Below are 24,078 nucleotides of genomic sequence, written 5' to 3'. Positions count from 1 at the left end.
CGAAAGTCGTCGCGGGCCGATCGCTCGCGCCATCGCACTGCACCAGGCAGGGGTCCGTCATGACCGTCAGTGCCGCTCCCACAAGCGTTTTCGACGCCGACCTCCCGTCGCTGGAGTACGACGCCGAGGAAACTCCCGCTCAGGTGTATCCCCGGCTGCGGGCGGCCCAGCGGCAGGCACCCGTCGCGATGGGACCGTTCGGACCCGAGGTGCTGTCCTACCACCTGGTCCGTTCCGTGCTGCGCGATCCCCGGTTCCAAATCCCGCCCGGGCTGAACATGCTCACGCAGGGCATCGATTCGGGCCCGCTGTGGGACAAGGTCGTCAACAGCCTCCTGTGCATGGAGGGTGAGGCCCACCATCGGGTGCGCAGCCTGGCCTCCAAGGCATTCACGCCCCGGGCCACCCTGCGCCTGCACGACACCATGGTCGCCGTCATGAACGACCTGGTGGATCGGGTGGCCGGCGCGGGCCGCTGCGACGTGGTCACCGATCTCGCCCGCCCCTACCCCGTCCCCATCATCTGCGCGTTGCTCGGCGCGCCCCGCGAGGATTGGGAACGTTTTTCCGCGTGGGCCGACGACGTCTTCAAGGCCTTCAGCTTCACGGTCGACCTGCGCGAGGTCGAGCCGGTCGTCATGCGCGCCTGGCGCGAGCTCGACGACTACGTCGACGAGATGGTCGCCCGGCGCCGAAACAGCCTCACCGACGACCTGCTTTCTGACCTGATTCGCGCCGAGGAGGACGGCGACCGGCTCAGCGCGGCCGAACTGCGCATGATGGCCGGCGGCCTGCTGCTGGCGGGCACGGACACCACGCGTAACCAGGTCGCGGCCTCGGTGCACGTCCTGTGCGAGCACCCGGAGCAGTGGGGACTGCTCAAGGAGCGGCCCGAGCTGGCGATGCGCGCGGTCGAGGAGACCATGCGCCACTCGCCGATCGCCTGCGGCACCCTGCGCCTGGTCGCCGAGGACGCCGAGCTCGACGGCTACCTGTTCCCCGCCGGCACGACCGTGCTGGTGAATACCGCTGCGGCCAACCGCGATCCGGCCGTCTACGAGGATCCGGATCGCGTCGACATCACCCGCGAGGGGGCGCCGCCGATCTTGACCTTCGGTGGTGGCGTGCACTACTGCCTGGGCGCCAACCTGGCCCGGCGCGAGCTCGCCGAGGCGCTGAACGTCATCGCCGGCCGGCTGCTGAACCCGCGCACCGCCGGCCCGGTCCCGTGGAAGCCGATGGTGAGCCTGAGCGGCCCGAAGAGCCTGCCCATCGAATTCGACACCTACCGTTAAGACCGCGAGCAGTCGCAAAAGTCCCCGACACGCCGGGAAAATGGGGCCTTTTGTGTCTGCTCGCGCAAGCGGGTGGTGCAGCTCGCGGGAGGAGGCGCGGTGATCCTGGCCGTCGATCTGGGCAAGACGTCCTGCCGGGCCGCTGCCGCGGGGCGGCGGGCGGAGGGGGCCGGTGCGCCGGGGCTGGCTGCCCCGGGCGGGGTGCGCGCGGCGGAGGCCGCGATCGTGGCTGTGGCGCGTCAGCTCGGCCCGATCGACGAGGTGATCGTGGGGGCCGCTGGGGCGCTGACGGCGCCCGAAGCGGCTCGCGCCCTGGGCAATTCGCTGCTGACCTCCCTGCGGGCCAAGCGCGTCGCGGTCACCAGCGACGCCGTACTCGCGCATGCCGGCGCGCTGAACGGTAAGCCAGGCGTCGTGCTGATCGCGGGCACCGGCGTCGTGGCGCTCGCGATCGGTGCGGACGGTGCGCTGCGCACTGTCGACGGCTGGGGTCCGTGGCTGGGCGACGAGGGCGGCGGCGCGTGGATCGGGTCCGCCGGGCTGCGCGCGGCGCTGCGCGCCCTTGACGGCCGCGGCCCGTCCACCACGCTGCTCGACGCGGCCCGGGCCCGTTTCGGACCGCCGGAAACCTGGCCCGCGCAGCTCACCGGCGCCGCCGCCCTGGCCTCCTTCGCACCCGACGTCCTCACCGCCCAGCGCGACGCCGAGGCGTCGGCGATCGTCAGTGCCGCCGCCGAGGCGCTCGCCGCGACGGCCCGCGCGGCCGGCGGTGGCCCGGTGGCCATGGTCGGCGGCCTGGCAGGTGTCGAGGCGCTGCGCGCGCGGCTCGACCTCGTCCCGGCCGCGGGCGACGCGCTCGACGGCGCGCTGCGCCTCGGGCCGATCCACGAGCCACATCTGATCCGCGTGCAGTCCGCTCCCGCCCCGCACCGGCTCGACGGGCTCGCCACCGAGGCCGCGCGGCCGGGCCTGGACGACCTCGATGCGCGGCCCATCGCGGAACTGGTCGCGCTGTTGGTCGCGGCCGAGGGCGACGCGAACGCCGCGGTGGCGGCCGCGGTCCCGGGGATCGCGGCGGCGGCCGAGGCGATCGCCGCGCGGCTGCAGCGCGGCGGCCGCCTCATCTACGCCGGCGCGGGAACACCCGGACGCCTGGGCGTGCTCGACGCGGCCGAGTGCGGGCCGACATTCGGCACCGACCTCGTGCGCGGCGTGATCGCCGGCGGCCCAGCGGCTTTGACCGCGGCGATCGAGGGCGCGGAGGACGGCTTCGACCCCGCCGACCTGGCCGACCTGACCGCCGCCGACGCGCTCGTCGCGATCACGGCGTCGGGCCGCACGCCGTACGCGCTCGGCGCGCTCGAGCACGCGCGCGCGGCCGGGGCGCTGACCGTCGCGATCGTCAACAACGCGGGCAGCGAGGCGTCCGCCGACCTCGTGATCGAGCTGCTGACGGGGCCCGAGGTGCTCGCCGGCTCCACGCGGCTGACCGCCGGGACGGCCCAAAAGGTCGCGCTCAACGCGCTGTCGACGAGCGTGATGATCGCCCTGGGCAGAGCCTACGGACCGCGGATGGTCGACGTGCGCGCGACCAGCGCGAAGCTACGCCGCCGCGCGGTGCGGATCGTGCGCGACGCGGCCGGTGTCGACGAGGAGGCCGCCACGGCCGCGCTCGCCGCGGCGGGCGGGCACGCCAAGACCGCGATCGTCGCGTTGCTCGCGGGCGTCGACGCGGCCGAGGCCGCCGCCCGGCTCGAGCGGGCGCGCGGACACGTGCGCGCCGCGCTACGGGGGACGTAAGCCGCTCAGGGGATCGCCGGACGCACGGATGCCCACGGATGGGCCGATTCCAGTTGTGCCGCAACGCGAATCAGCACATCCTCGCGCCCGTAGGCCGCGGCCAGCTGGACGCCGATGGGCAGGCCATCGGCGGTGCGGTGCAGGGGCAGGCTGATCGCCGGCTGCCCGCTCATGTTGAACGGCGGTGTGAACGAGGCGAACTCACCGCCGCGGCGCATCGGTGCCGTCGGACGCGCGGGATTGTTCTCGAATTCGGTGAGTAATAAAGGCGGTTCGGCGACCGTCGGCGTGAGCAGCAGGTCCCAGCCATCGGCCCACCACTGCTGCAGCGCACGCCGGAAGGCGTAGGCCGCGGCCTGGGCGGCGGCGTAGTCGACGGCGCTCACCTGCTGCGCCCGCTCGATCAATACCCAATTCACCGGCTCGATGTCGTCCGCGGTGACCTCGCGGCCGAGCGTCTCGCTGAACCCGCGCGCCGCCATCGCCAGTTGGACGGCCCACAGCGCCATGAACTTCCCGACCAACGTCGTGTCGGCGAGACAGCCCGGCCACGCCGGCTCGACGAAATGCCCGAGGCTCTCCAGCGCCGACGCCGCCGCGCGCACCGCCGCGACGCAGTCGTCGTGCAGGAAACCGTCGCGGGGATGCACGTCGAGCAGCCCGATCCGCAGCCGGCCCGGGTCGGCGCCGACCTCTTCGGTGTACGGGCGCTGCGGCGCCGGGGCGATGACGGAGTCGCCGATTCCGGGGCCCCGCACCGCGTCGAGCAGTGCAGCGGTGTCGCGCACCGTACGGCTGACGCACAGCTCGACGCCCAGCCCGGTTTCCGCCCGCACCGGGCCGACCGTGATCCGGCCCTGGCTCGGCTTGAGTCCCACCAGGCCGCAGCACGACGCCGGGATCCGGATGCTGCCGCCGCCGTCGGAGGCGTTGGCGAACGGCACCATCCCGACGGCCACCGCCGCGGCCGCGCCGCCGCTCGACCCGCCCGGCGTGCGATCCAGAGACCACGGGTTGCGGGTCGGCCCCCAGGCCAGGGGCTGCGTGGTCGGCAGGCTGCCCATCTCAGGGCTGTTGGTCCGCCCGGCGATCACCAGCCCGGTGGCCTTGAACCGGGCGACCAAGGTGGTGTCGGCGGTGTCGATCTTGCCCGCCCGTTTCAGCGCGCCGTTGCCATTCGACAGCGTCTGGCCGGCGAAACTCGTGTAGAGGTCCTTGAGCAAAAACGGGACGCCGCGAAACGGCCCGGCGGGCAGGTCGGGGTCGGCGGCGACGGACCGGGCGTGGTCGAACCATTCGATGACGACCGCGTTCAATGCCGGGTTGGACCGCTCGATCCGCTCGATCGCCGCCTCGAGCAGCTCGCCCGGCGTGACCTCGCCGTTGGCCACCAGCGCCGCCTGGTCGGTGGCGTCCATCCAGCGGGTCTCTTCGGCGAGGCTAGTCACGCCAATTGGTCTACCACGGCCATCCCTAGGCTGGCGCTCATGCGGGTGACCAGCAAAGGACAGATAACGATTCCGCGCGAAGTGCGACGCATGCTCGGCATCGAAGCGGGTTCCGAGGTCGAATTCGAGCTCGACGAGCGCGGCGCCCGGCTGGTGTGTGTGAACCGTGCCGACGGCACCGCGATCACACGCCGGATGCGCGGTCGCGGCACCGTCGCGATGAGCACCGACGAAATCCTGGCGCTGACCCGCGGCGACAACTAGACGGCGACCACCGGGGCCGCGGCCTCGGGTCGCGGTGGCCGCGCACCCGCCTTACGCTCATGGGTTGCACGAACTTAACGGGGGTTACGACGTGTCCACACCCAGGCTCGCCCTGATCGCGGCGGGCATCGCTCTCGTCGTCGCGTCCTGTTCGGAGACCGCGGGTCCGCCCCCGGCCACACCGACCACCTCGAGCACCAAGACCACCACATCTTCGGCTCCCCCACCGCCGCCGGTGACCGGCCCGCTGCAGAAGGACTGGAAAAGCTATGGCGGAACGGCATACTTCGGCTGCCCCGAGAAATTCGCGCAAGCCAACACCGCACTCGAGGACATCCGACCCAAGGTTTTCGACACCAAAACCGGGCAATACGTGGCGCCGGGCGTTCCCACGACGCCGCCCGGCGAGCGGGTCACCGGCGGCATCTGCGCGCTGACGGGCGCGGGCGACGACATGCGGGTGGTCTATGTGGTGACGACCGAAAAAGCGACCACCGCATACGCTTTCGATCTGCACGCGAGCCAGCCGGTGGTGACCAAGGAGCTGCAACCACCGACGCCTGACCTGAAACTGACCGCACCGAAGGAATGGCAGCTGGTCTCGACCGCGTCCGGCGTGGCCTGGGTCGACGCGTTCACCGACGGGCATGGCGCCGCGTCGCCGCCCCGAACCGCGCTCCTTTCCGGCTCCGATCTGTCGATGATGTGGAACGACCCGCAGCCCGGCCGGGTGTGGCAGGACGTCCTTGCGTTCCAACGGAATACCGGCGCGGAGCTGCGCCGGCCGAGCGGGGAAGCAATCTATCAGGACAACGACATCCAGTCCGTCGATGCCGAGCTGTCCGACGGTCCGGACAAACTGGTGAAGATCACGCGCCGGGATCCGGGCAGCCCGGTGTCGACGACGTTTTTTGACCTGAACGCCAAATCCCTTGTCAAGGTGGGTGATTCGGAACGGATTTCCGGCGGCGGGCTGGCAGCCACGCTGTCGGACGGAAAGCTCTTCGTCGACGGCCGCAACTCCGGTGACTCACAGTTCGGGTTCGGGGTGTGGAACCTGCGCAGCCAGCACTGGGACTTGCTGAAGTCGCGCGACGACGCGCAGAAGATGTCGATCGCGAAGTTGGCGTTTTTCGAAGACCACCTCTACATCACCCACACCGGCAACACGTTCGCCGTCGTCGCACTACCCGCCACCGAGCCGATCTCGACGACCTGGTCGGTGCGCCCGTTCGCGCGGATATCCGGCTGGACGCTGGTGTGCCGCGGTGAGAACAGCGCCGGCGGCGACTGCAAGGACATCGTGATGGTGCAAGACCAGGACGGCCACTTTCCCGGGCCCTGGTTCTAAGCGGGCTCAGGCCCAGCCGAGGGCCTGCGGGACCATGTACAGCCCGAAGGCCATCACGACGACGCACAGGCCGCGCGCGACGTATTTGTGCAGCCCACGCATGCGCCATTCCTCGGGCAGCGCCCGGGCCTCCAGCGCCAGCAGCAGCCCCAGCACGATCGGCAGCAGCAGCGCGTTCATCACCTCGACGTCGACGGCCAGGTTGACCAGATCGACACTGGCCAATACGAGCACGGCCCCGATCACGTGGGCGAGCCCGTAGGTGAGGTAGAACTTGGCGGTCGTGCGGCTGGGCCGCTCGTTGAGTGTGTGCCGCCACCCGAAGACCTCCGAGAGCCCCCACGCGCCGGCCAGCGAGGCCACGATCGCGGCGACCAGCGCCGCGCCCAGCATGCCGAGGCCGAACAGGACGGTGCCACCGACGTGGCCGAGGTACGGGGTGAGCGCGCCGGCGATCTGGCCGACGGTCTCCAGCGCCGCGCCGTCGTTGTGCTTCCCGAGCGTCCCCGCCATGGTGACCACGACCGCGATCATGATCAGCTGGGTCAGCACGGCGCCGGCGGCGGTGTCGTGCCGGGCCTGGCGAATCGTGGCCATCGACAAGTGCTTATCCACGACCGCCCCCTGCTGGTAGAAGATCATCCAGGGCATGATGACGGCGCCGACGTTGGCCGCGACCAGCAGCAGATACGACGAGTTGCCCAGCGGCATCGACTTCAGGCCCTCCACAAGGGCTTTGGGCTCGGGCCGCGACATCACCATGGCGACCAGGAAGGCCAGTTCGGCAGCGCCGACGACGAGGCCGATGCGTTCGACGCGGCGGTAGCTGCCCGTCAACGCCAGGGCCAGCAGCGCGGCGGTCGCCACCGGGATGCTCACCCAGCGCGACACGCCGAACAGTTCCCCCACCCCCGCGACACCGGCGAATTCGGTCAGCAGCGCCCCGATCGCCGAGGCGAACAACGTGAACGCCGACACCCATGCCCAGAAGCGACCGAACCGTTCCCGGATCAGGGCGCCGTGCCCCCGTTTGGTGACGATGCCCAGCCGCACCGTCATCTCCTGCACGACATACAGGATCGGCATCAAGATCAGCTGCGGCAGCACCATCCGGTAGCCCCACTGGGCGCCGGATTGTGACGCGGTGATCAGCGATCCCGCGTCGGTGTCGGCCAGCATCACGACCAGCCCCGGGCCCCAGACCGTCAGCAGCCCCCAGCGCAGCCAACGGCGGCGCGACACCGATGCGGACGTCTCGACCGCATCGGTCGCCGGCGTGGTCGTTTCGGTCACCCCGACGACCTCCTTCATGCGACGGCAGGGCCCGGCCAACCGTTCGCCGGACCAAGTAAGGCTACCCTAAGCTCTGCGGCACCGCGTCGCCCGGTTGCCCGCCGGGCACAGCAAACACGCCGACCGCCTCCGCAAAGTTCCCCAACGCGCGAGGGGTCACTACGATAAATCGACAGTTCCGGTAGAGGGGACCTCGGCATGTACACGGGCTTCACCCCGCGATCCCGTTGCAGCGCCGTCCGACGGACGGCGCCCGTCGCCGTGGACTCAGCAACATGACGACTCCACTGCTCGACATCGAGGGTCGGGTGGTCGACCGGCGGCAGGAGTTCAGCGAACTCCGGGCAGCCGTGGAAGCGGCGGGACGCGGCGGCGGAGAATGCGTCCTGCTCAGCGGGGCGCCGGGACTTGGCAAGTCGACGCTCGTTCAGGCGTTCGGCGCGGAGGTGTCCGGGCGCGACTGCGTATTTGCCTACGGGCGGTGCCGGGACGGGGCGCCGGCCCCCTACTCGGCGCTGGGAGACGCTCTCGGCTCGCTGGTTCGCACGATGGAGGCCACCGGGCCCGCCGAATACGACGGCTGGCGCGCCGACATCGTCGCCGGGGTGTCGTCGATCGCCGGAATCCTCGGGGAGCTCGTCCCCGACCTGGCGCGCGTGCTCGGCGAGGTCCCCCAGCCGGCGGCGGACCTCGACGCGGCGGACGCCCGCCGACGGCTGCACCGCGCCGTCATCCGGTTGCTGTCCGATACCGCGGCGTATCGTCCCGTGGTGCTGGCGATCGACGACCTGCAGTGGGCCGATCGCGACACGCTACTGCTGTTGTCCGAACTGTTGACGGTATCGCTCCGCAACGTCTTGGTGCTCGGGGCGCACCGGGCGGGCGAATTCGACTCGGGCGCAGCGGGTCTCGGCTCGGCGAACCTGCGCAGCATCGAACTCGGCCCCCTCTCCAGTGAGGACATCGAGGAGCTGCTCGCGGCGGTGTCCGGCAGCGGAGTGGAACTTGGTGATGTGGCCGCGGAGTTCCAGCATCGGACGGGGGGCAATCCGCTGCAGGTTCGTCAGCTGCTGTATCGCGCGCAACGCGAAGGCGCGCTCACCGCCGTTGGCGCGGGCGGACGCCCCAGTTGGGACCTGCGTGTGCTCGCGTCGATGGAGGTGACCGCCACGGCGGCCGAATTCCTCGGCCGCTACCTCGACCAGCTGCGCCCCAACGATCGGGCGCTGCTGAGCTCGCTGGCCTGCATCGGCGGTGAGTTCGACCTGGACGACGCCACCGCCGCGGCCGGGGAAGCCCCCGACGTGGTGGCGCAGGCGCTCTGGGCGTGCCTCGAGCTTCGCCTGCTCGAGGCCGTCGACAGCGGCGGCAGGCGGATCACCAACGCGATCAGCCGTGACGCCCGATACCGCTTCAGCCACGACCGGGTGGCCGAGGCTGCGCGGGACGGCATGTCGGACGACGCCCAGCGCGAGGCCCACCTGCGCATCGGTCGGTGGCTCGTCGGGCGGGGGGACGACCGGCTGTTCGAGGCCGCGCGCCACGTCGGCATCGGCGGGCGCGGGCTCGCCGACGACGCCGAGCGCGTGCGGTTCGTCGAGGTACTGCGGCGCGCGGCGCGAAAAGCGAAGGCGCAAGCCTCATTCCCGCTGGCGCTCGAGTACTGCCGCAACGCCTTGGACCTGCTCGGCGAACGCCGTTGGGCGGCACACTTTTCGGTGACCCGCGAGCTGCAGCTCGACGCCGCGGACGCCGCGCTGCTGGTCGGTGACGTAGCGGTGCTGAACGCGCTGCTCGACGAGGCAGATGAGCTCCTGCGCGAGCCCCCAGACCGCGCCCGTCTCGCCTACCTTCGGCTCAAAGGGCGAATCACGGAGAACCGCCTCCAGGAGGCGCTCGAGATCGGGCTTCGAGCGCTCGACGAGCTTGGCGAAAGGGTGCCGGCCGACGCGGGTAAGCCGCGCATGGGCAATGCGATCGTCCGGATGCGGCTTACGATGCGCCGCTGGAGCAACGAACGGCTGCTGCGGCTGCCGCTCTGCGAGGACCGGCGCGTCATCGAGATCCACCCGATTGTCGCCGAACTGTGCAACTTGTCCTACCTCATCCGGCCCAACCTCTTGCCCTTGCTCGTGCGAAAGCAACTCGACCTCACGCTGGCCCACGGCCACACTCCATCCTCGCCGCTGGTCATCGGCGGATACGGGGTTCTCCTCGCGGTACTCGGTGAGCACGCCGGTAGCCAGCGCTTCGGCGAGGTGGCCATGCTCCTTGCGGAGCGCCCCGAATTCCGGAAGGCCCGGCCTCAAACGGTGTTCATGCACCTGAACTTCATCCGCCACTGGCGCCATCCCCTGCGCGACGGCCTGAGCCAACTTCGCGACACCGTCGAGGAGGCGCTCGACCAGGGCGACCAGGAATACGCCGGGTTCCTGGTCGCGACCCTGCTCTCCCAATCGATCTGGGTCGGTCGCCCGCTCCCGGAGATCGACGCGCTCGCCAGTTCCCTCGTCCCCCACATCCGTTCCCAGCCGGTGCCCAGCGCTCTTTGCCAGGGGACCCATCAGTATTGCCTGAATTTGATGGGCCGCAGCGCTGATCCCTTCCTCGTCGCCGGCGAGAGCGGGTTCGACGAGCGCGAGGTGCTGCCGGCGGCCCGCCGCGAGGGCGACGAGGTGGCCCTGAGCGCCGTCGCCGCCAGGCAGCAGGGCCTGCACTTCTGGTGCGGCGACAACGCCGGCGCGGCGGCCGCCACACCGGAGGCAATCGAGCACATCGGCGGTATGGCGGGCACCGCGGTCGCCCAACTCATTTACCTGATCGGCGCGCTGAGCATGATCGAGTGCGCACCGCGAGATGCCTCGACGGCCCGGTTTGTGCGCCAGACCCTGGCGTTGCACCGCAAGTGGGCGGCCGGCGCACCGGAAAACTACGCGGCCCCGTATGCCCTGATCCAGGGGGCGTGGGCGCGAGCGCGCGGGCAACACGGCAAGGCGGAGCGCTACCTGCACCAAGCGATCGAGTTGGCCGAGGAGAACCGGCTTCCGACGATCGGTGCGCGCGCGCACGAGGAGGCCGCCGCCCTCTACGCAGAGACCGGGCGGAAAACGCTTCAGGAACACATGCTGCGGTTGGCCTACCAGCGCTGGCTCAACCTCGGTTTCGCGGTGCGCACGGACCGGCTCGCGAAGGAACACTCCTGGCTGCTTCGACGCGATCTTAAGACGGATTCGGCCGGCATCGACCCGGTCGGCGCGCACGAGCTGTTGCGCGCCCTGTCGGCGGCGCGGACCGCGGACGGCCTGGCCAACATCATCCTGGGTTCAGTCGCGCATACGACCGGCGCGGGCCGCGTCCTGCTCATCACCGGCGACGCCGACAATCTGTCGGTCCGGGCCAGCAACGACCACGGCGACATCTCGATCGTGGAGGGGCCGTGGACCGAGGTGGCCTACGACGGGGACGCGGTGCGCCGCGCGATCGACGGCGGCTCGCCCGTCGTCGCCGCGGCCGACGGACGCTCCGCGGTCCTGGCCGTTCCAATACGTCTGCACGACAGCACAATTGGGGTGATCTACGCCGAGCAGGACGAGCCCGGCGGGAACTTCGCCGCCGAGCACGCGGAGGCGGTCGCCTTCCTGTGCGCCCAGGCCGCCGCGCCGCTGTGGAACTTTCAGCTCGAGGCGCGGCTGCGGGCCGCCGACGAGTACCGGCAGTCCCTCATGGACGTGCAATCGCGATTCGTGCCCAACGAACTGCTGCGCATCCTGGACATCGACGACCTTCGCCGCGTCCGGGCCGGCTACCGGGTGGAACGCGAGATGACGGTGCTCATCAGCGACATCCGCGGCTACACGACGATGCTCGAGGACATGGACGTCGCGGAAGCGAGCAACTTGGCGATGGGTTTTCTGCGCGCCGTCGAGCTCCCGATCATCAGTTACAACGGCATGATCCAGGACGTGCGCGGGGACGAGATCGTCGCCGTCTTCGACTCGGAGCCCGACGCCGTGCGCGCGGGGTTGGCCATGCTGCGCTCCCTGCGGGAGCACAACCGGGAGCGGACGGCGCTGGGCTCCGAGGAACTGCGGGCGGGCATCGGCATCAACACCGGCGCCGTGGGAGTCGGGCTCGTCGGCGGCGTGAACCGCATGGTGCTCACCATCATCGGCGATGCGGTGAACCTGGCCGCTCGCATCGAAAGCACCAACAAGCGTTACGGCTCATCCTTGCTGATCTCCGACCGGACCTACGGTCGCCTCGATCGTTCGGAACGGTTCGATGTCCGGCGCATGGAGCGCGTCATGGTGGTCAACCGGCGCCGGCCGGTGACGATTTATGAGGTGTACAACGAGGATTCGGTTCCGCTTCGCGACGCGAAGCGCTCCGCGCAGCCCGCCTTCGACGCGGCCTTCGCGGTGTTCGATGCCGGTGAGGTCGAGGCGGCACGCGCCGCCTTCGAACGGTGCCTCGAATTGCTTCCCGACGACCCCGTCGCACCGTTGCATATAGCGCACTGCGACGCAATTGCTCGCGGCGAAATGTCCCCTGGCCAAGAAATAGCGCTCCTGAACAAGTAGCGCGCTACTCCACTTTCTGAAAATGCCGTCAGGTGCATCGCAATAAGTGTCGTTGTCTGTAATGATTTGGGCGACAGTGAGGAGTCGCACCCATGTACTTCAGCGCTGAACACTTGGCCGTCGCCAACCAGGGCCTTCGCGAAACATTCCTGCACTGCAGCATTGCCTGGCAAGCCGTCCCGCACTGGGACACCGGCGACCCAGGCCAACTCAACGTCGCCAATGGCCTGCTGGGCGCGTCCGCGGGCTTTCTCCCCCTCGGCCCGCCGCCGGCTCCTGGGGGCGCGCAACCAACGGCCCAGCTGACAGTCGCCGAGGCGATCGCGCCGACCCCCGACGCGCTGGTCACGGGAGCGATGCAGGCAACCACGACGCTGGCCACCAACTTTGACACCGACGTCCTCCAGCAGTGCTACAAAAAGCCGACGGGCGCAAACGCCATCACCGTCTCGGGCACCACCGCACAGAACCTGCAAGACGCGCTGATCACCGCCCGCGTGCTCGTCGAGAACGCCGGCTATCGAGCGCCTTCCTGCCTGATCACCAATACCGTGGGGCTCCAAAAGCTCAACCAGTTGGTCAGCGGCTACTACAACCTCTTTCAGCAGATTCTGGCCGCGGCGAATATCAACTCGGTGTACCGATTCGACCCACTCGACGGGTCCGCCAGCGGTGCGATCAACGCATCGAAGATCCGGATGGTCCTCCTTGGCCGTCGCCGGCGGATCGCCCAAGGCGCGGCGCCGGAGGCGTCGCCCGGTGAGGAGCCGGTGGACCTCGCGGTCAGTGCCCTCCCCAGCCTGGAGGTCGACGGCGAAACCGGCACGGGCGCAATCCAAATCTCCCCACGGATCCGTTACGCATTGAGGATCACCGATGCCGCAGGCCTCGTCGCTCTCAAAGAGTGACTCACGTTACGGCGGCACGAGCCCGGCGGCCTGCAACCCGCTCGACGATTATCTCGCCCTCTGCAAGGAGGCCACAGACGGCGAGATCGACCGGCTCTACGGGCCGGGTGACCGCGGGACCAACGGGCTCTACGACCTGATCCTCGACTACCCGCTGCGCGGCGGGAAGGCGCTGCGCCCAGCGCTGAGCATCGCCACCTGCCTCGGCCTCGGCGGCCACCTCGAAGCGATACTTCCGACCGCCGCGACCCTCGAGCTCTACCACAACGCCTTTCTGATCCACGACGACATCGAGGACGAATCATGGTGGCGGCGCGGCAAACCCACGCTGCACATCGACCACGGTGTGCCGATCGCCGTCAACGTCGGCGACGCCATGCTGTCGCTGTCACTACAGCCGCTACTGGACAACGTCGAGCGCGTCGGGTTGGGGCCCGCGCTGCGCATCCTGCGCGCCGTCGCGAAGATGACGCGGCTGACCGTCGACGGACAAGCGCTGGAGCTGGAGTGGGTCCGGTCTAATACCTGGCAGCTCGACGACGATGACTATCTCAAAATGGTGGAACTCAAAACCAGCTGGTACTCGTTCATCACGCCACTGCAGGCCGGCGCGATCGCGGCCGGCGCCGGACCCGAGCGGTTGGCGGCCCTGGAGTCCCTCGGGCGGCATCTCGGAGCCGCCTTCCAGATCACCGACGACCTGCTCAACCTGCGGGCGGACCCTGAGGAGTACGGCAAGGAGATCGGCGGCGACCTCTGGGAGGGCAAGCGAACCCTCATGCTGTTGCACACCTTGCGCAGCGCCGAGCCCGGGGATCAGGCTCGCGCCGTACAGATCCTGTCCAAGCGCCGACCCAGCGCCGACGACGAGCTGCAACTCACCGCGTTGCTGGACCGGCTCACCACCGCCGGACAGCTCTCCCGGGCCGGCCGCGCCGAACTCGAAACTCAGCTGCGGGGACACCAGCCCGCGGAGCCCAAGAGCCTCAACGACATTCGTTGGCTCTACGAATTGATGCACCACGTAGGCTCGCTTAGCCACGCTCGCGATGTCGCCGCCGAACAGGCGCGGCAGGCGGCCATCGCGCTTGCCGATCTCGATTGGTTGCCGCCCAGCCGCCACCGGGACATGCTGGTCAGCCTGGTCGACTACGTGCACGGGCGAACCCGATGAGCCCCGAAGCCCTGATGGGCATGCTGGCGGAACTCGAACGCATCCGCGAGCTCGCTCTCGATCTCATCGAGCGCGAGACACCGGGCCTGCACCCGTCCCCTCCGGACGGGGCCGGCGAAACGGAGCGGTCGGTGTTCGAGCTACTCGTCGGCGCCCGCCGCGCGGTGCTGGGCAACCCCGCGGCCGCCCGGAGGCTGCACGACCTGCTCGTTGCCGAAGGCCGGCGTTACGCGAACACCCCCCGCGGGGCGCGGCTGCGCGACGCGCTGGCCGCCTCGGAAGCGGTGGAGAACCTCCGACGCGTCTGGGAAATGGTGAGCCTCAACGTTCTCGGCGGTCCCGCTTCGTCCAGCGCTTCCTCGGACGCCTGGGCGGACCTGCTGGCCGACGCCGTTATCGGGCAAGGCCTCGACGATGCCGTCCTCGCTCGCCTGCGGCCCGAAGGATTCGCATGACGCTTACCGATCCTCGCGAGGCGCTCGCCGACCAGAGCGATTTCATCGGCTACCTGGTTGGCCTGGCCGGAATCGCGCAAGTGGTGCACACCCTGGCCGGCGACGGGCCCCGGCGAGCCGAGGGTGACCGCGACGCCGACGATTTCGTGCACGCCCTGCTCGGGTTGGCCAGCATCGGTGCGGCGATCGAACGAATCGCGAACTGGCCTACGGCGCAACAGGTTCAGGCCGCCACGGCGCGCCCGACCACGCGGTGGCTGCGATGAGCGCGGTGCTCGCCCGCAACGACTTCCTGCGCGCCCCGGTGCTGGCCACCGCCCGCCCCGCGGGTTTCAAGGAGTGGCACCACTTCGTGGTCCACCGGCCAGACGTGCGGCTTCTGATCAATTTCAGCCTCAACAATGAAGCAGTCGGCGGAGACGAAGTCCGGCTCGCGCCACGCGTCATCGTGATCGCTCATGACGAGACCTGGAACGGCGCCGTCGAGCGGTTAGACGCGAGCGCTCTCAACGTCTCGGCCGATCTGGGTGAACTGAGCATCGGCGGCAACCGGATGACCGTGCTGCCCGATGGCTACCGCCTGGCAATCGACATGCCCGACAAGGATATTCGGGGTGAACTGCACTTCAGCTCGCCGAGCGAACCGTTCGTGGTCCGCAACGAACCGCTGGGGGCCGGCCGAGTCAGCTGGCTCTTCGTGCCCAGGCTGCGCGCCACGGGATGGCTACGAATCGGCGCCCGGGAGCACCGGATCGAGGACGACCTGGCCTATCACGACCACAACTGGGGCCGGTTCTGGTGGGGAGACGACTTCGGGTGGACGTGGGGAACCATATTGCCCAACGGGCCCGCGGACCCCTGGTCGATGGTATTCGTGCAGATGACCGATCGCGGTTCGCTGCGCTGCCTCTCCCGAGCGCTCTACGTGTGGCACCACGACGAGCCCGCAGCGATATTCCGGCACGCCGCGGTGGATGCGCGCACGGGCGGCCCGCTTGGCCGCGCGGCCGACTGCACGTTGCCGGCCCCCATGCGGCTTCTGCTGGACGGCGAGGTGCCGGGTGTCCCGGAACGCATCGATATCACCGCGACGCGGGGACGCGACCGGGTGCGCGCCGAGGTCCGCTCCCGTTCCTACGCCCGCCTCGCGCAGCCGAGCGAGGTATGCCTCGACCGATCGACCGTGCTGTGCGAAACGGACGGCAGCGTCCGGGCGAGCGGCACGGTAAAGGGTGAGCAGTTCGACTTCGTCGGCACCGGAGTATTCGAGTTCCTGCATGGCTGAACGGGTTTCATCGCTATTGCGGCGATCGGTCGAGCACCTGGAGAGCGAGGTGCCCGACAGCTATCGCCACCTGATCGCCGAGCTTGGCCCGATGATCATCGAGCTGAAGGTCGACGGCGAAGTCTTCACGCTGCGCGGTGGTGACCGTATTCGCGTGGCCGACGGTGCGGCCGACGTCGCCGGTGCCCGGATCGTCACGTCGCGCGCAACCATCCTCGACGTGATCGACGCCAGGATGGCGCTGGGCGAGGCCGTCGAGGCGGGTGCGGTGAGCGTCCGCGGTTCGCTCGACGACGTCGAGCGTGCGCACGACTCGCTGCGCGCCTACGTCCACGCTGCGGTCCGGGCTCCCTCGCAGCCGGCGCTGCTGTCCGAACTTCGGGCGGGACCGTCATGAACGAAAGCATCTGCACACCGGCATCCTGTGAACAACGTCCCACGGTGGCGGTCCTCGGTGCCGGCATCGCCGGCCTCACCGCCGCGCACGAACTCTCAGAACGCGGCTTCGTCGTCACCGTGTACGAGCCCCATGCGGACGAGCGCAACACGCTGGGATCCGCGCCGGCCGGGACATACCCGCCCGTCAAGCTCGGCGGTCTCGCCGCGTCTCAATACTCGACCGTGGGTCCGCACGACGGAAGCCAGGCCGAGCTGCGCCCCTTCCCCGGCCGGCGGGGCCGGCCCCGGGCCCCGGACTGTGCGGTGGCCGGAGAACACGGCTTCCGCTTCTTTCCGGCGTACTACCTTCATATCTGGGACATGTTCCAGCGCATCCCGGTCTACGAACTCAGGCACACGGCCGGCGGCACCACCTGCTGGGCGCCGACCCCACGCACGGTCTACGACAACGTGCGCCGGGTGATCACCCAGGGCGTGACCGGGGTGGGCAAGTCGTCCCTGGTCTTCCCCCGCGAACTGCCCCGCAGTTTCGCGGAGTTCCTCGGTACCCTCAGCCAGATTGCCGAGATCGGCTTCACCGCAAGCGATATCGCGACCTTGCAGAGCAGGCTGCTGTGCTACCTCGTCACCAGTCCGCTGCGCCGCGCAAAAGAACTGCAGAACGTGTCGGCCTACGACTACTTCGTCGGTTACGACCGCAGAACCAACACCAACCGGTTCGCCTACTCGCCCGGCTGTTACGCGTTTTTGAGCGAAATGCCAAGACTCTTAGCGGCTTTCGACTCGCGCTGGGGCGACGCGCGCACCAACGTCTCGACCTTGCTGCAGCTGTATCTGAACATGGACCGTCGCGACAACAAAGCCGACGGAGTGCTCAACGCTCCCACCACCGAGGCGTGGTTCGACCACTGGTACCGCCACCTCGCCGCGCTCGGCGTCCGCTTCGAGCACAACGCCGCGATGCGCCTCGACGCGCAGGCCGCCGCCCCGGGTCAGCCGCCCCACCTGCGGCCCCGCGTGCAGATCACGTTCGCCGACGGTACGGCGGTGACTCCCGACTACATCGTCGTCGCCGCCGACGCACCCGCGGCCGAAATCATCACCACCACGCTGCGCGCGGCCGGCACCGGCGGCACGGTCGCGAAGCTGGACGGCTTCACGACCATCGCCCCGCCACCCGAAGGCCCCCTGCAGCCCGCCACGAGCAGGCCGCAGCAGCGACGAAATCCCTACGACATGGACGAGCTGGGACGGGTGCCGTGGGATCGGTTCCAAACCCTTTGCGGCATCCAGTATTACTTCGACACCGAGTTCCAGCTGCTGCGCGGACACATGCTCTACTCCGGAACGACGTGGTCCTTGTCGTCGATCAACCAGCAGGGATTTTGGGAAAAGCAACCCATTTTGAACACCGACGGCTACATCTCGGTGCTCTCCGTCGACATCGGGGATTTCAACACCCCCTCCAGCCACGTGGTCGACGAGAACGGCCGGGCCAAGGCCGCGCGTGATTGCACGCCCGACGAAATCGCCGCCGAGGTGTGGCGCCAGATTGTTTCCACCATCACCCGCGACGACGACTCGCTTGCCGACAAGGCGATCCCGTGGCCTGTGTGGTACGCGCTCGACCGAGGCCTGCGGATGGCCGACGGGCCCGGCCAGGGCCAGGGCCGCATTGTTCGCAACGACACGCCGTACCTCGTTCCTGTCGTCGGGGACTGGAACAACCGGCCCAGCAGCGATCCCTGGAATCCGCAGGGAACATCCTGGACGACCAAACCACCGGAGCCGGTGTGGCTCGACGATCTCGAGCAGCGCAACGTCTGGCAAGCGCGCCACGGCGGCTACCAGGTGCACAACAACTCGGTGGTCTTCGCGGGCACGTGGAACAAGACGTTCACCCGGATCACGTCGATGGAGGCGGCGTGCGAGTCGGCGCGCCACGCCGTCAATGCCATCCTCGATCACTACGTCTGGGTCCAATCGGGCGGCGTCGATCGGCGGGAGAAGACGACTCTCGCGTGGCAGTTTCCGTTCGGCTTCCTCGACCAAGGAATGTCGGGCCCGGTCCGGCTGCCGACGCCCGCCGGCGATTACTGCTACATCTTCGACATCGAGAACCGCGAGCCCGCCGACGCCCGCACGCTGCGCACGCTGGATTCGGACTATTGCCAGCGGTCGCTGCCGCCTCCCTGGGAGCTGCCGACGGCGCAGCTGCCCGCCGTCCCAGTGCCGTTCATCCCGCCACCCGCTGGAGGTTAGAAATGTATCCACCCATACCCGGCTACGACCAGCAGACGCTCGCATACCTGCAGGCCTGGCGACAGTTTCTGGAGCAGTGGGTAGCCATGCTGCCCGGCCTACAGGTCCTGGCCGCCCCGCCGATGTGGCCCCCGGTGCCGTTCGGTGGGCAGTTCATGGGACCCGGGATGCCGTTCGTGCCGCCCATGCCGCCCTTCATGCCCCCGACGCCCGCGGCCGCGCCGCCGGCGCCTCCCGCGCCTACTGACTACACCCAGCAGCTGTTCAGCTACCTGCAGGCGTGGCGGCAATACCTCGAGCAGGCGGCCGCCGGAGCGCCGGGCTCACCCAGCGCGTCCACCCCGCAACAGCCGGGGTCCACTGGCGACAGCGGCAAACCCCGTGGGCCATCCGACGGCACGGGCGGCAAGAGCGGCGCCACGGGCGGCGCCGGCAAGGCATCGACCGCGCCCTGGCCGCCGCAACAGATCGACGTGCAGCCCGAGACCTACGGCGGGAGCCAAGACGTCAGCGTCGACATCAGCGGCCAAGCGTCTCCCCTGCTCGATGTGCCGCCCACGAGCCAGTACCAAAGCGAATTCAGCACTCTCGGCTCCAGACCACAGCAGCTGCTGAATCCGCCCGACTATGCCTTCGGGTATCTCGACCGCCTCAGCCCCGCAGTGCTGCCGGCGGGCGCAGCCGTCACCACGACGGCGGAATCGGCGCACCTTGCGCAGAATTCGGCCTTCGCCGCCATGATGGAGCGCGTCGAGCCGATTGTGTCGCCGCTGGCCGAGCCGAAATCGCTATTCTCGGTGACCGACGCCCCCCGGGAGGGTTGAGCGGACGCCGGGCTAAATCTGACCCTGGACTGTGGTGGCAGGTACAGGATTCGAACCTGTGTAGGCGTAAGCCGACGGATTTACAGTCCGCTCCCATTGGCCGCTCGGGCAACCTGCCGCCAGACAGGTTACAACGACCGGGTAGACAAGGCACAAACGGCTAACCGGAGGAAGGGACGGATCGCATGGCCGACTCATCGTTCGACATCGTCAGCAAGGTCGACCGCCAGGAGGTCGACAACGCGCTCAACCAGGCCGCCAAGGAGCTGGCCACCCGCTTCGACTTCCGCGGCACCGACACCACGATCGCGTGGAAGGGTGACGAGGCGATCGAGCTGACGTCGTCGACCGAGGAGCGCGTCAAGGCCGCCGTCGACGTCTTCAAGGAGAAGCTGGTCCGCCGCGACATCTCGATGAAGGCCTTCGACGCCGGCGAGCCGCAGGCCTCCGGCAAGACCTACAAGGTGGCCGGCACCCTCAAGCAGGGCATCAGCAGCGAGAACGCCAAGAAGATCACCAAGCTGATCCGCGACGAGGGGCCCAAGAACGTCAAGACCCAGATCCAGGGCGACGAGGTCCGCGTCACCAGCAAGAAGCGCGACGACCTGCAGGCCGTCATCGCGATGCTCAAGCAGGCCGACCTCGACGTCGCGCTGCAGTTCGTCAACTACCGGTAGCGTTCAGTTCGTGCACTACTTATAAATGCACGAAACGCATCTAAACTGGTTGCCATGACCACCGTCGAGGATCTCGCCGACGCGACGCGGCGGGTACGCGAAAGCGCCCGAGCGGTTGGCGCCGCCCTGGCATCGGTCGCCGTCTACGTCGAGCCGGCCACCGCCCGGGCGGTCCAGGCGGAGCACAACCTCTACGCGCGGATCGACGCGGAGTTCGGCATGCTGACCAGCACCGAAGCCGGCAAACGAATGGGGTCGCGGTCCCGCGCCCCGCGCAATCTCGCCAGCACCGCCCGAAGCAACAACCAACTGCTTGCGGTGCGGCGGGGCAACTCTCTCGTATACCCGGGGTTCCAGTTCGGACCGGACGGGCAGCCGCTTGCCGTCATACCCCGGCTGCGCGAGATCGCGGAGGCCAACGACTGGTCGGAGACCGGCCTGGTGCAGTGGCTGTGCTCGCCGACGACCTACTTCGACGGGGATCGGCCCGTGGACCACCTCGCCGAGGATCCGGACCGCGTCGCCGCGGTGGCTGCGCAGGACTTGGCCATCGAGTGGTGAAAGGGCCGCCGACCCCGTTCGACCCGGCCATCGAGAAACTGCCCGCGGGACAACTGCTATATCGCGTCTTCACGGCTACCCGCACGCCCACCGAGTTCAATCCGGGCATTGGCGCTGCGACCCGGTTCGGCTTCTTCGGCCAGCCCCCAATACCGATCATGTACGCGGCGGAGACCGAGGAGGCGGCGATCGCCGAAACGCTGCTGCACAACGTACCGCCCGAAGGCGGCGAGCTGTCCTACGACAGGTACTCCACCAAGGCACTCGCCCTCATTAAGGTCACCCGCGAGCTTCGCCTCGCCGTCTTGCACGGCATGGGGCTGCGACGCCTCAAAGTCACCGCCGACGACGTGACGTCGAGCCCGGCCTCGACCTATCCGGACACCGTGCGCTGGGCCGAAGCCGCGCACGGGATCGGCCTCGACGGCATGGTGTGGATGTCGCGGCTGTGCAATGACAGCAAGGCGTACGTGTTCTTCGGCGACCGACGCGGCGGAACCACGGGGGCGTTCGCCCAGGACCCCTCCCACGCGCGCATCTTCGCCAGCGCCGCGGATCAGATGTGGCTGATCGACCTGTGCGCACCGCTGCATGTCGACGTGCTCTTGAAGCCGTTGTAACCGACCAGCCGGTAACTATCTAGGCTGCATCATGAGACCGCAGAGTTAAGCGAGGTTCACGATGACAGTGGGTCCACAGGACGACCAGTTCGACGTCATCATCATCGGCGCGGGCATCTCCGGCATCGACGCGGCCTACCGCATCTCCGAGCGCAACCCCGGCCTGACCTACACCATCCTGGAGCGGCGCGCCCAGATCGGCGGCACCTGGGACCTGTTCCGCTACCCCGGCGTTCGCTCCGACAGCAGCATCTTCACGCTGTCGTTTCCGTTCGAGCCGTGGACCCGCAAGGAGGGCGTCGCCGACGGCGAACACATCCGCGAGTACCTGACCGCCACGGCGCACAAGTACGGCATCGACCGCAACATCCGGTTCAACAGCGACGTCGTCTCGGCCGACTGGGACTCGTCCACCGACACCTGGACGGTCACCGTCGAACAAGACGGCGCCCGCCGCCTCTACCGCGGGCGCTCCCTGTTCTTCGGCAGCGGCTACTACAACTACGACGAGGGCTACACCCCGGACTTTCCGGGCATCGAACGGTTCGCGGGCACCGTCATCCATCCCCAGCACTGGCCCGAGGACCTCGACTACAGCGGCAAGAAGATCGTCGTCATCGGCAGCGGCGCCACCGCCGTCACGCTGATCCCGTCGCTGGCCGAACGCGCCGCGAAAGTGACGATGCTGCAGCGCTCGCCGACGTACCTGATCTCGGCGTCCAAATACGGCAAGGTCGCCGCCGTGTCTCGTAAACTGCTGCCCCGCAAGCCTTCCCATCTCGTCGTCCGGATGTACAGCGCATTGACCGAGGCGGTGTTCTTCTTCTTGTCCCGCAAGGCACCGGGTTTGGTGCGCTGGCTGCTGCGGCGCAAGGCGATCAACAGCCTGCCCGACGGCTACGCCGTCGACGTCCACTTCAAGCCGCGCTACAACCCGTGGGACCAGCGGATGTGCCTGATCCCCGACGCCGACCTCTACAACGCCCTCAGCGACGGCGGCGCCGAGGTGGTCACCGACCACATCGACCACTTCGACGAGAACGGCATCGCGCTGGAGTCCGGGGGGCGCCTCGACGCCGACATCATCGTCACCGCGACCGGTCTGCAGCTGCAGGCCTTGGGTGGGGCCACGATCAGCGTGGACGGCGAACAGATCGACCACCGCGACCGCTTCGTCTACAAGGCGCACATGCTCGAAGACGTGCCCAACCTGTTCTGGTGCGTGGGCTATACCAACGCCTCGTGGACGCTGCGGGCCGACATCACCGCGCGCGCCACGGCAAAACTGCTGGCGCACATGACCTCCCACGGCTACACCCACGCCTACCCGCACCTCGGCGACGAGCCGATGGACGTCAAGCCGTCGTGGGACATCCAGGCCAACTACGTGAAGCGCTCGGGGCACGCGCTGCCCAAGTCGGGCACCAGGCGGCCGTGGAACGTGCGGCAGAACTATCTCGCCGACGCCATCGACTACCGGTTCGACCGCATCGAGGAGGCGATGGTGTTCGGCCGTGTGGCCGACCGGGCGCCACTCGCCGGGTGAACGGCTTCTAAATCTCCGATGTCGGCAATACGCTGATCGCCATGGCAGCTGAGAAGCGCGAACCCAGAGTCGTTGTCCTCGGTGGCGGTTCCTGGGGAACCACGGTGGCGTCCATCTGCGCGCGCCGCGCACCGACGCTGCAGTGGGTGCGCTCCGAGGCGACCGCCAAGGACATCAACGACAACCACCGCAACAGCCGCTATCTCGGCAACGACGTCATCCTCAGCGACACGCTGCGCGCCACCACCGACTTCGCCGAAGCCGCCAACTCCGCCGACGTCGTCGTCATGGGGGTGCCCTCGCACGGCTTCCGGGGGGTGCTCACCGAGCTGGGCAAGGAGCTGCGTCCATGGGTGCCGGTGGTGTCGCTGGTCAAGGGGCTCGAGCAGGGCACCAACATGCGGATGTCGCAGATCATCGAGGAGCTGCTGCCCGGTCACCCGGCAGGCATCCTGGCCGGGCCGAACATCGCCCGCGAGGTAGCCGAGGGCTACGCCGCCGCCGCGGTGCTGGCCATGCCCGACCAGCACCTGGCGACCCGGCTGTCGGGCCTGTTCCGCACCCGGCGCTTCCGCGTGTACACCACGGACGACGTCGTCGGGGTGGAGATGGCCGGCGCGCTGAAGAACGTCTTCGCCATCGCCGTCGGGATGGGCTATTCCCTGGGTATCGGCGAAAACACGCGCGCGCTGGTGATCGCGCGGGCGCTGCGCGAGATGACCAAGCTGGGCGTCGCGATGGGCGGCAACCCCGACACCTTCCCCGGGCTGGCCGGCCTGGGCGACCTGATCGTCACCTGCACCAGCCAGCGCAGCCGCAACCGCCACGTCGGCGAGCAACTCGGCGCCGGCAAGGCGATCGACGAGATCATCGCGTCGATGAACCAGGTCGCCGAGGGCGTCAAGGCGGCCAGCGTGATCATGGAGTTCGCCAACGAGTTCGGGCTGAACATGCCCATCGCCCGCGAAGTGGACGCGGTGATCAATCACGGCTCGACCGTCGAACAGGCCTATCACGGCCTGGCCGCCGAGGTCCCCGGCCACGAGGTGCACGGCTCGGGGTTCTGAGCCGGCCCGTTTAACGCCGTGTAACGAAAACATTTGCATTCGCTATGGCCGAGGCCCGTCGGCTTGACCCCCGCTTTGCCCGGCAAATACCGTCGGAACAGGTAGCCGGGCTATAACCCGTCGCTTCGCGCAGTCGTAATCGTCTGTGCGCCAACGTGCTACGCCGACGCAACGCAGCGCAATCCGGGGCGAATATCGGAACATCCCCCGCTACGACCAACGAGGGAAGCCAACCGATGCAAAACGTTCAAAACACTGAAAGCACTGCA

Annotated in this window: 18 protein-coding genes, 1 tRNA gene and 2 pseudogenes; 18 read left to right on the top strand and 3 right to left on the bottom strand. The window is 68.8% G+C overall.

Annotated features, from left to right (window positions below; translation table 11 throughout):
* Positions 1-59: 59 nt before the first annotated feature.
* The 3 genes and pseudogenes from AC5Y4Z_RS19845 to AC5Y4Z_RS19835 all read left to right on the top strand — a co-directional run bounded on the left by AC5Y4Z_RS19845 (position 60) and on the right by AC5Y4Z_RS19835 (position 3,095).
* Positions 60-1,295, top strand: a complete 1,236-nt coding sequence (locus tag AC5Y4Z_RS19845; protein WP_499966364.1) for a cytochrome P450 — start codon at positions 60-62, stop codon at positions 1,293-1,295.
* Positions 1,296-1,367: 72 nt separating this feature from the next.
* Positions 1,368-2,063 (top strand): annotated as a pseudogene (locus AC5Y4Z_RS19840) (BadF/BadG/BcrA/BcrD ATPase family protein); the annotation flags it as partial.
* A gap of 138 nt (positions 2,064-2,201) precedes the next feature.
* Entirely contained in the window at positions 2,202-3,095 is an 894-nt protein-coding gene (locus AC5Y4Z_RS19835) for an N-acetylmuramic acid 6-phosphate etherase (protein ID WP_499966384.1), read from the top strand.
* A 5-nt stretch (positions 3,096-3,100) separates the two neighbouring features.
* On the opposite strand, the gene AC5Y4Z_RS19830 is transcribed toward AC5Y4Z_RS19835, so the two are convergent.
* The gene (locus AC5Y4Z_RS19830) at positions 3,101-4,543 is read right to left on the bottom strand and encodes an amidase (protein ID WP_499966362.1); all 1,443 of its coding nucleotides are present in this window, start codon (positions 4,541-4,543) and stop codon (positions 3,101-3,103) included.
* Between the two features lie 39 nt (positions 4,544-4,582).
* Between AC5Y4Z_RS19830 and AC5Y4Z_RS19825 the strand changes: the two genes are divergently transcribed.
* Together AC5Y4Z_RS19825 and AC5Y4Z_RS19820 are read left to right on the top strand one after the other, a co-directional pair.
* Positions 4,583-4,807 (top strand): AbrB/MazE/SpoVT family DNA-binding domain-containing protein, encoded by a 225-nt coding sequence (locus AC5Y4Z_RS19825; RefSeq protein WP_499966360.1) that lies wholly within the window; start codon positions 4,583-4,585, stop codon positions 4,805-4,807.
* Positions 4,808-4,898: 91 nt separating this feature from the next.
* On the top strand, positions 4,899-6,158 hold the full coding sequence (locus AC5Y4Z_RS19820; protein ID WP_499966359.1) for a hypothetical protein: 1,260 nt from the start codon (positions 4,899-4,901) through the stop codon (positions 6,156-6,158).
* Between the two features lie 6 nt (positions 6,159-6,164).
* Here the strand turns inward: AC5Y4Z_RS19820 and AC5Y4Z_RS19815 are convergent, their stop codons facing one another.
* Positions 6,165-7,451: an NRAMP family divalent metal transporter gene (locus tag AC5Y4Z_RS19815; protein WP_499966357.1), complete on the bottom strand. Its 1,287-nt coding sequence runs from the start codon at positions 7,449-7,451 to the stop codon at positions 6,165-6,167.
* Positions 7,452-7,738: 287 nt separating this feature from the next.
* Here AC5Y4Z_RS19815 and AC5Y4Z_RS19810 point away from each other — a divergent pair, with 287 nt between their 5' ends.
* The 8 genes and pseudogenes from AC5Y4Z_RS19810 to AC5Y4Z_RS19775 all read left to right on the top strand — a co-directional run bounded on the left by AC5Y4Z_RS19810 (position 7,739) and on the right by AC5Y4Z_RS19775 (position 19,338).
* Entirely contained in the window at positions 7,739-12,031 is a 4,293-nt protein-coding gene (locus AC5Y4Z_RS19810) for an AAA family ATPase (RefSeq protein WP_499966383.1), read from the top strand.
* Positions 12,032-12,123: 92 nt separating this feature from the next.
* Complete coding sequence (locus tag AC5Y4Z_RS19805; protein ID WP_499966356.1) at positions 12,124-12,939, top strand: hypothetical protein; 816 nt, start codon at positions 12,124-12,126, stop codon at positions 12,937-12,939.
* Positions 12,908-14,113, top strand: coding sequence for a polyprenyl synthetase family protein (locus AC5Y4Z_RS19800; RefSeq protein WP_499966355.1), 1,206 nt, complete (start codon positions 12,908-12,910; stop codon positions 14,111-14,113). Before AC5Y4Z_RS19805 ends, AC5Y4Z_RS19800 begins: the two co-directional genes overlap by 32 nt.
* Positions 14,110-14,568, top strand: a complete 459-nt coding sequence (locus tag AC5Y4Z_RS19795) for a hypothetical protein (protein WP_499966353.1) — start codon at positions 14,110-14,112, stop codon at positions 14,566-14,568. Before AC5Y4Z_RS19800 ends, AC5Y4Z_RS19795 begins: the two co-directional genes overlap by 4 nt.
* Entirely contained in the window at positions 14,565-14,834 is a 270-nt protein-coding gene (locus AC5Y4Z_RS19790; RefSeq protein WP_499966351.1) for a hypothetical protein, read from the top strand. Before AC5Y4Z_RS19795 ends, AC5Y4Z_RS19790 begins: the two co-directional genes overlap by 4 nt.
* The gene (locus AC5Y4Z_RS19785) at positions 14,831-15,853 is read left to right on the top strand and encodes a hypothetical protein (RefSeq protein WP_499966349.1); all 1,023 of its coding nucleotides are present in this window, start codon (positions 14,831-14,833) and stop codon (positions 15,851-15,853) included. The genes AC5Y4Z_RS19790 and AC5Y4Z_RS19785 overlap by 4 nt, the downstream gene beginning before the upstream one ends.
* On the top strand, positions 15,846-16,250 hold the full coding sequence (locus tag AC5Y4Z_RS19780) for an SCP-2 sterol transfer family protein (RefSeq protein WP_499966348.1): 405 nt from the start codon (positions 15,846-15,848) through the stop codon (positions 16,248-16,250). The genes AC5Y4Z_RS19785 and AC5Y4Z_RS19780 overlap by 8 nt, the downstream gene beginning before the upstream one ends.
* Positions 16,247-19,338: pseudogene (locus AC5Y4Z_RS19775) on the top strand (NAD(P)-binding protein). The gene AC5Y4Z_RS19780 and the pseudogene AC5Y4Z_RS19775 overlap by 4 nt, the downstream one beginning before the upstream one ends.
* Before the next feature lie 32 nt (positions 19,339-19,370).
* Here the strand turns inward: AC5Y4Z_RS19775 and AC5Y4Z_RS19770 are convergent.
* Positions 19,371-19,456: transfer RNA gene (locus tag AC5Y4Z_RS19770), tRNA-Tyr, on the bottom strand.
* A 67-nt stretch (positions 19,457-19,523) separates the two neighbouring features.
* Between AC5Y4Z_RS19770 and AC5Y4Z_RS19765 the strand changes: the two genes are divergently transcribed.
* From AC5Y4Z_RS19765 to AC5Y4Z_RS19745, 5 genes are all read left to right on the top strand, one after another.
* A complete protein-coding gene (locus tag AC5Y4Z_RS19765) occupies positions 19,524-20,015 on the top strand; it encodes a YajQ family cyclic di-GMP-binding protein (RefSeq protein WP_499966347.1) in 492 nt (163 codons plus the stop codon).
* A 54-nt stretch (positions 20,016-20,069) separates the two neighbouring features.
* Positions 20,070-20,576 (top strand): hypothetical protein, encoded by a 507-nt coding sequence (locus AC5Y4Z_RS19760; protein WP_499966345.1) that lies wholly within the window; start codon positions 20,070-20,072, stop codon positions 20,574-20,576.
* Entirely contained in the window at positions 20,573-21,196 is a 624-nt protein-coding gene (locus AC5Y4Z_RS19755; RefSeq protein ID WP_499966344.1) for an RES family NAD+ phosphorylase, read from the top strand. Before AC5Y4Z_RS19760 ends, AC5Y4Z_RS19755 begins: the two co-directional genes overlap by 4 nt.
* A gap of 61 nt (positions 21,197-21,257) precedes the next feature.
* On the top strand, positions 21,258-22,742 hold the full coding sequence (locus AC5Y4Z_RS19750) for a flavin-containing monooxygenase (protein ID WP_499966342.1): 1,485 nt from the start codon (positions 21,258-21,260) through the stop codon (positions 22,740-22,742).
* A gap of 41 nt (positions 22,743-22,783) precedes the next feature.
* Entirely contained in the window at positions 22,784-23,809 is a 1,026-nt protein-coding gene (locus tag AC5Y4Z_RS19745) for an NAD(P)H-dependent glycerol-3-phosphate dehydrogenase (RefSeq protein WP_499966341.1), read from the top strand.
* The last annotated feature ends 269 nt before the right edge of the window (positions 23,810-24,078 follow it).

Source organism: Mycobacterium sp. NGS63, from assembly GCF_059812295.1.
The sequence above is the reverse complement of the archived record's forward strand: the minus strand, read 5'-3'. Positions and strand labels throughout refer to the sequence as shown.

Excerpts from the sequence above, each read along its gene's own strand:
- AC5Y4Z_RS19750 (WP_499966342.1), top strand. The coding sequence starts at position 21,258 with ATGACAGTGGGTCCACAGGACGACCAGTTCGACGTCATCATCATCGGC.
- AC5Y4Z_RS19825 (WP_499966360.1), top strand. The coding sequence starts at position 4,583 with ATGCGGGTGACCAGCAAAGGACAGATAACGATTCCGCGCGAAGTGCGA.
- AC5Y4Z_RS19760 (WP_499966345.1), top strand. The coding sequence starts at position 20,070 with ATGACCACCGTCGAGGATCTCGCCGACGCGACGCGGCGGGTACGCGAA.
- AC5Y4Z_RS19745 (WP_499966341.1), top strand. The coding sequence starts at position 22,784 with ATGGCAGCTGAGAAGCGCGAACCCAGAGTCGTTGTCCTCGGTGGCGGT.
- AC5Y4Z_RS19785 (WP_499966349.1), top strand. The coding sequence starts at position 14,831 with ATGAGCGCGGTGCTCGCCCGCAACGACTTCCTGCGCGCCCCGGTGCTG.
- AC5Y4Z_RS19795 (WP_499966353.1), top strand. The coding sequence starts at position 14,110 with ATGAGCCCCGAAGCCCTGATGGGCATGCTGGCGGAACTCGAACGCATC.
- AC5Y4Z_RS19800 (WP_499966355.1), top strand. The coding sequence starts at position 12,908 with ATGCCGCAGGCCTCGTCGCTCTCAAAGAGTGACTCACGTTACGGCGGC.
- AC5Y4Z_RS19780 (WP_499966348.1), top strand. The coding sequence starts at position 15,846 with ATGGCTGAACGGGTTTCATCGCTATTGCGGCGATCGGTCGAGCACCTG.
- AC5Y4Z_RS19790 (WP_499966351.1), top strand. The coding sequence starts at position 14,565 with ATGACGCTTACCGATCCTCGCGAGGCGCTCGCCGACCAGAGCGATTTC.
- AC5Y4Z_RS19765 (WP_499966347.1), top strand. The coding sequence starts at position 19,524 with ATGGCCGACTCATCGTTCGACATCGTCAGCAAGGTCGACCGCCAGGAG.
- AC5Y4Z_RS19845 (WP_499966364.1), top strand. The coding sequence starts at position 60 with ATGACCGTCAGTGCCGCTCCCACAAGCGTTTTCGACGCCGACCTCCCG.
- AC5Y4Z_RS19805 (WP_499966356.1), top strand. The coding sequence starts at position 12,124 with ATGTACTTCAGCGCTGAACACTTGGCCGTCGCCAACCAGGGCCTTCGC.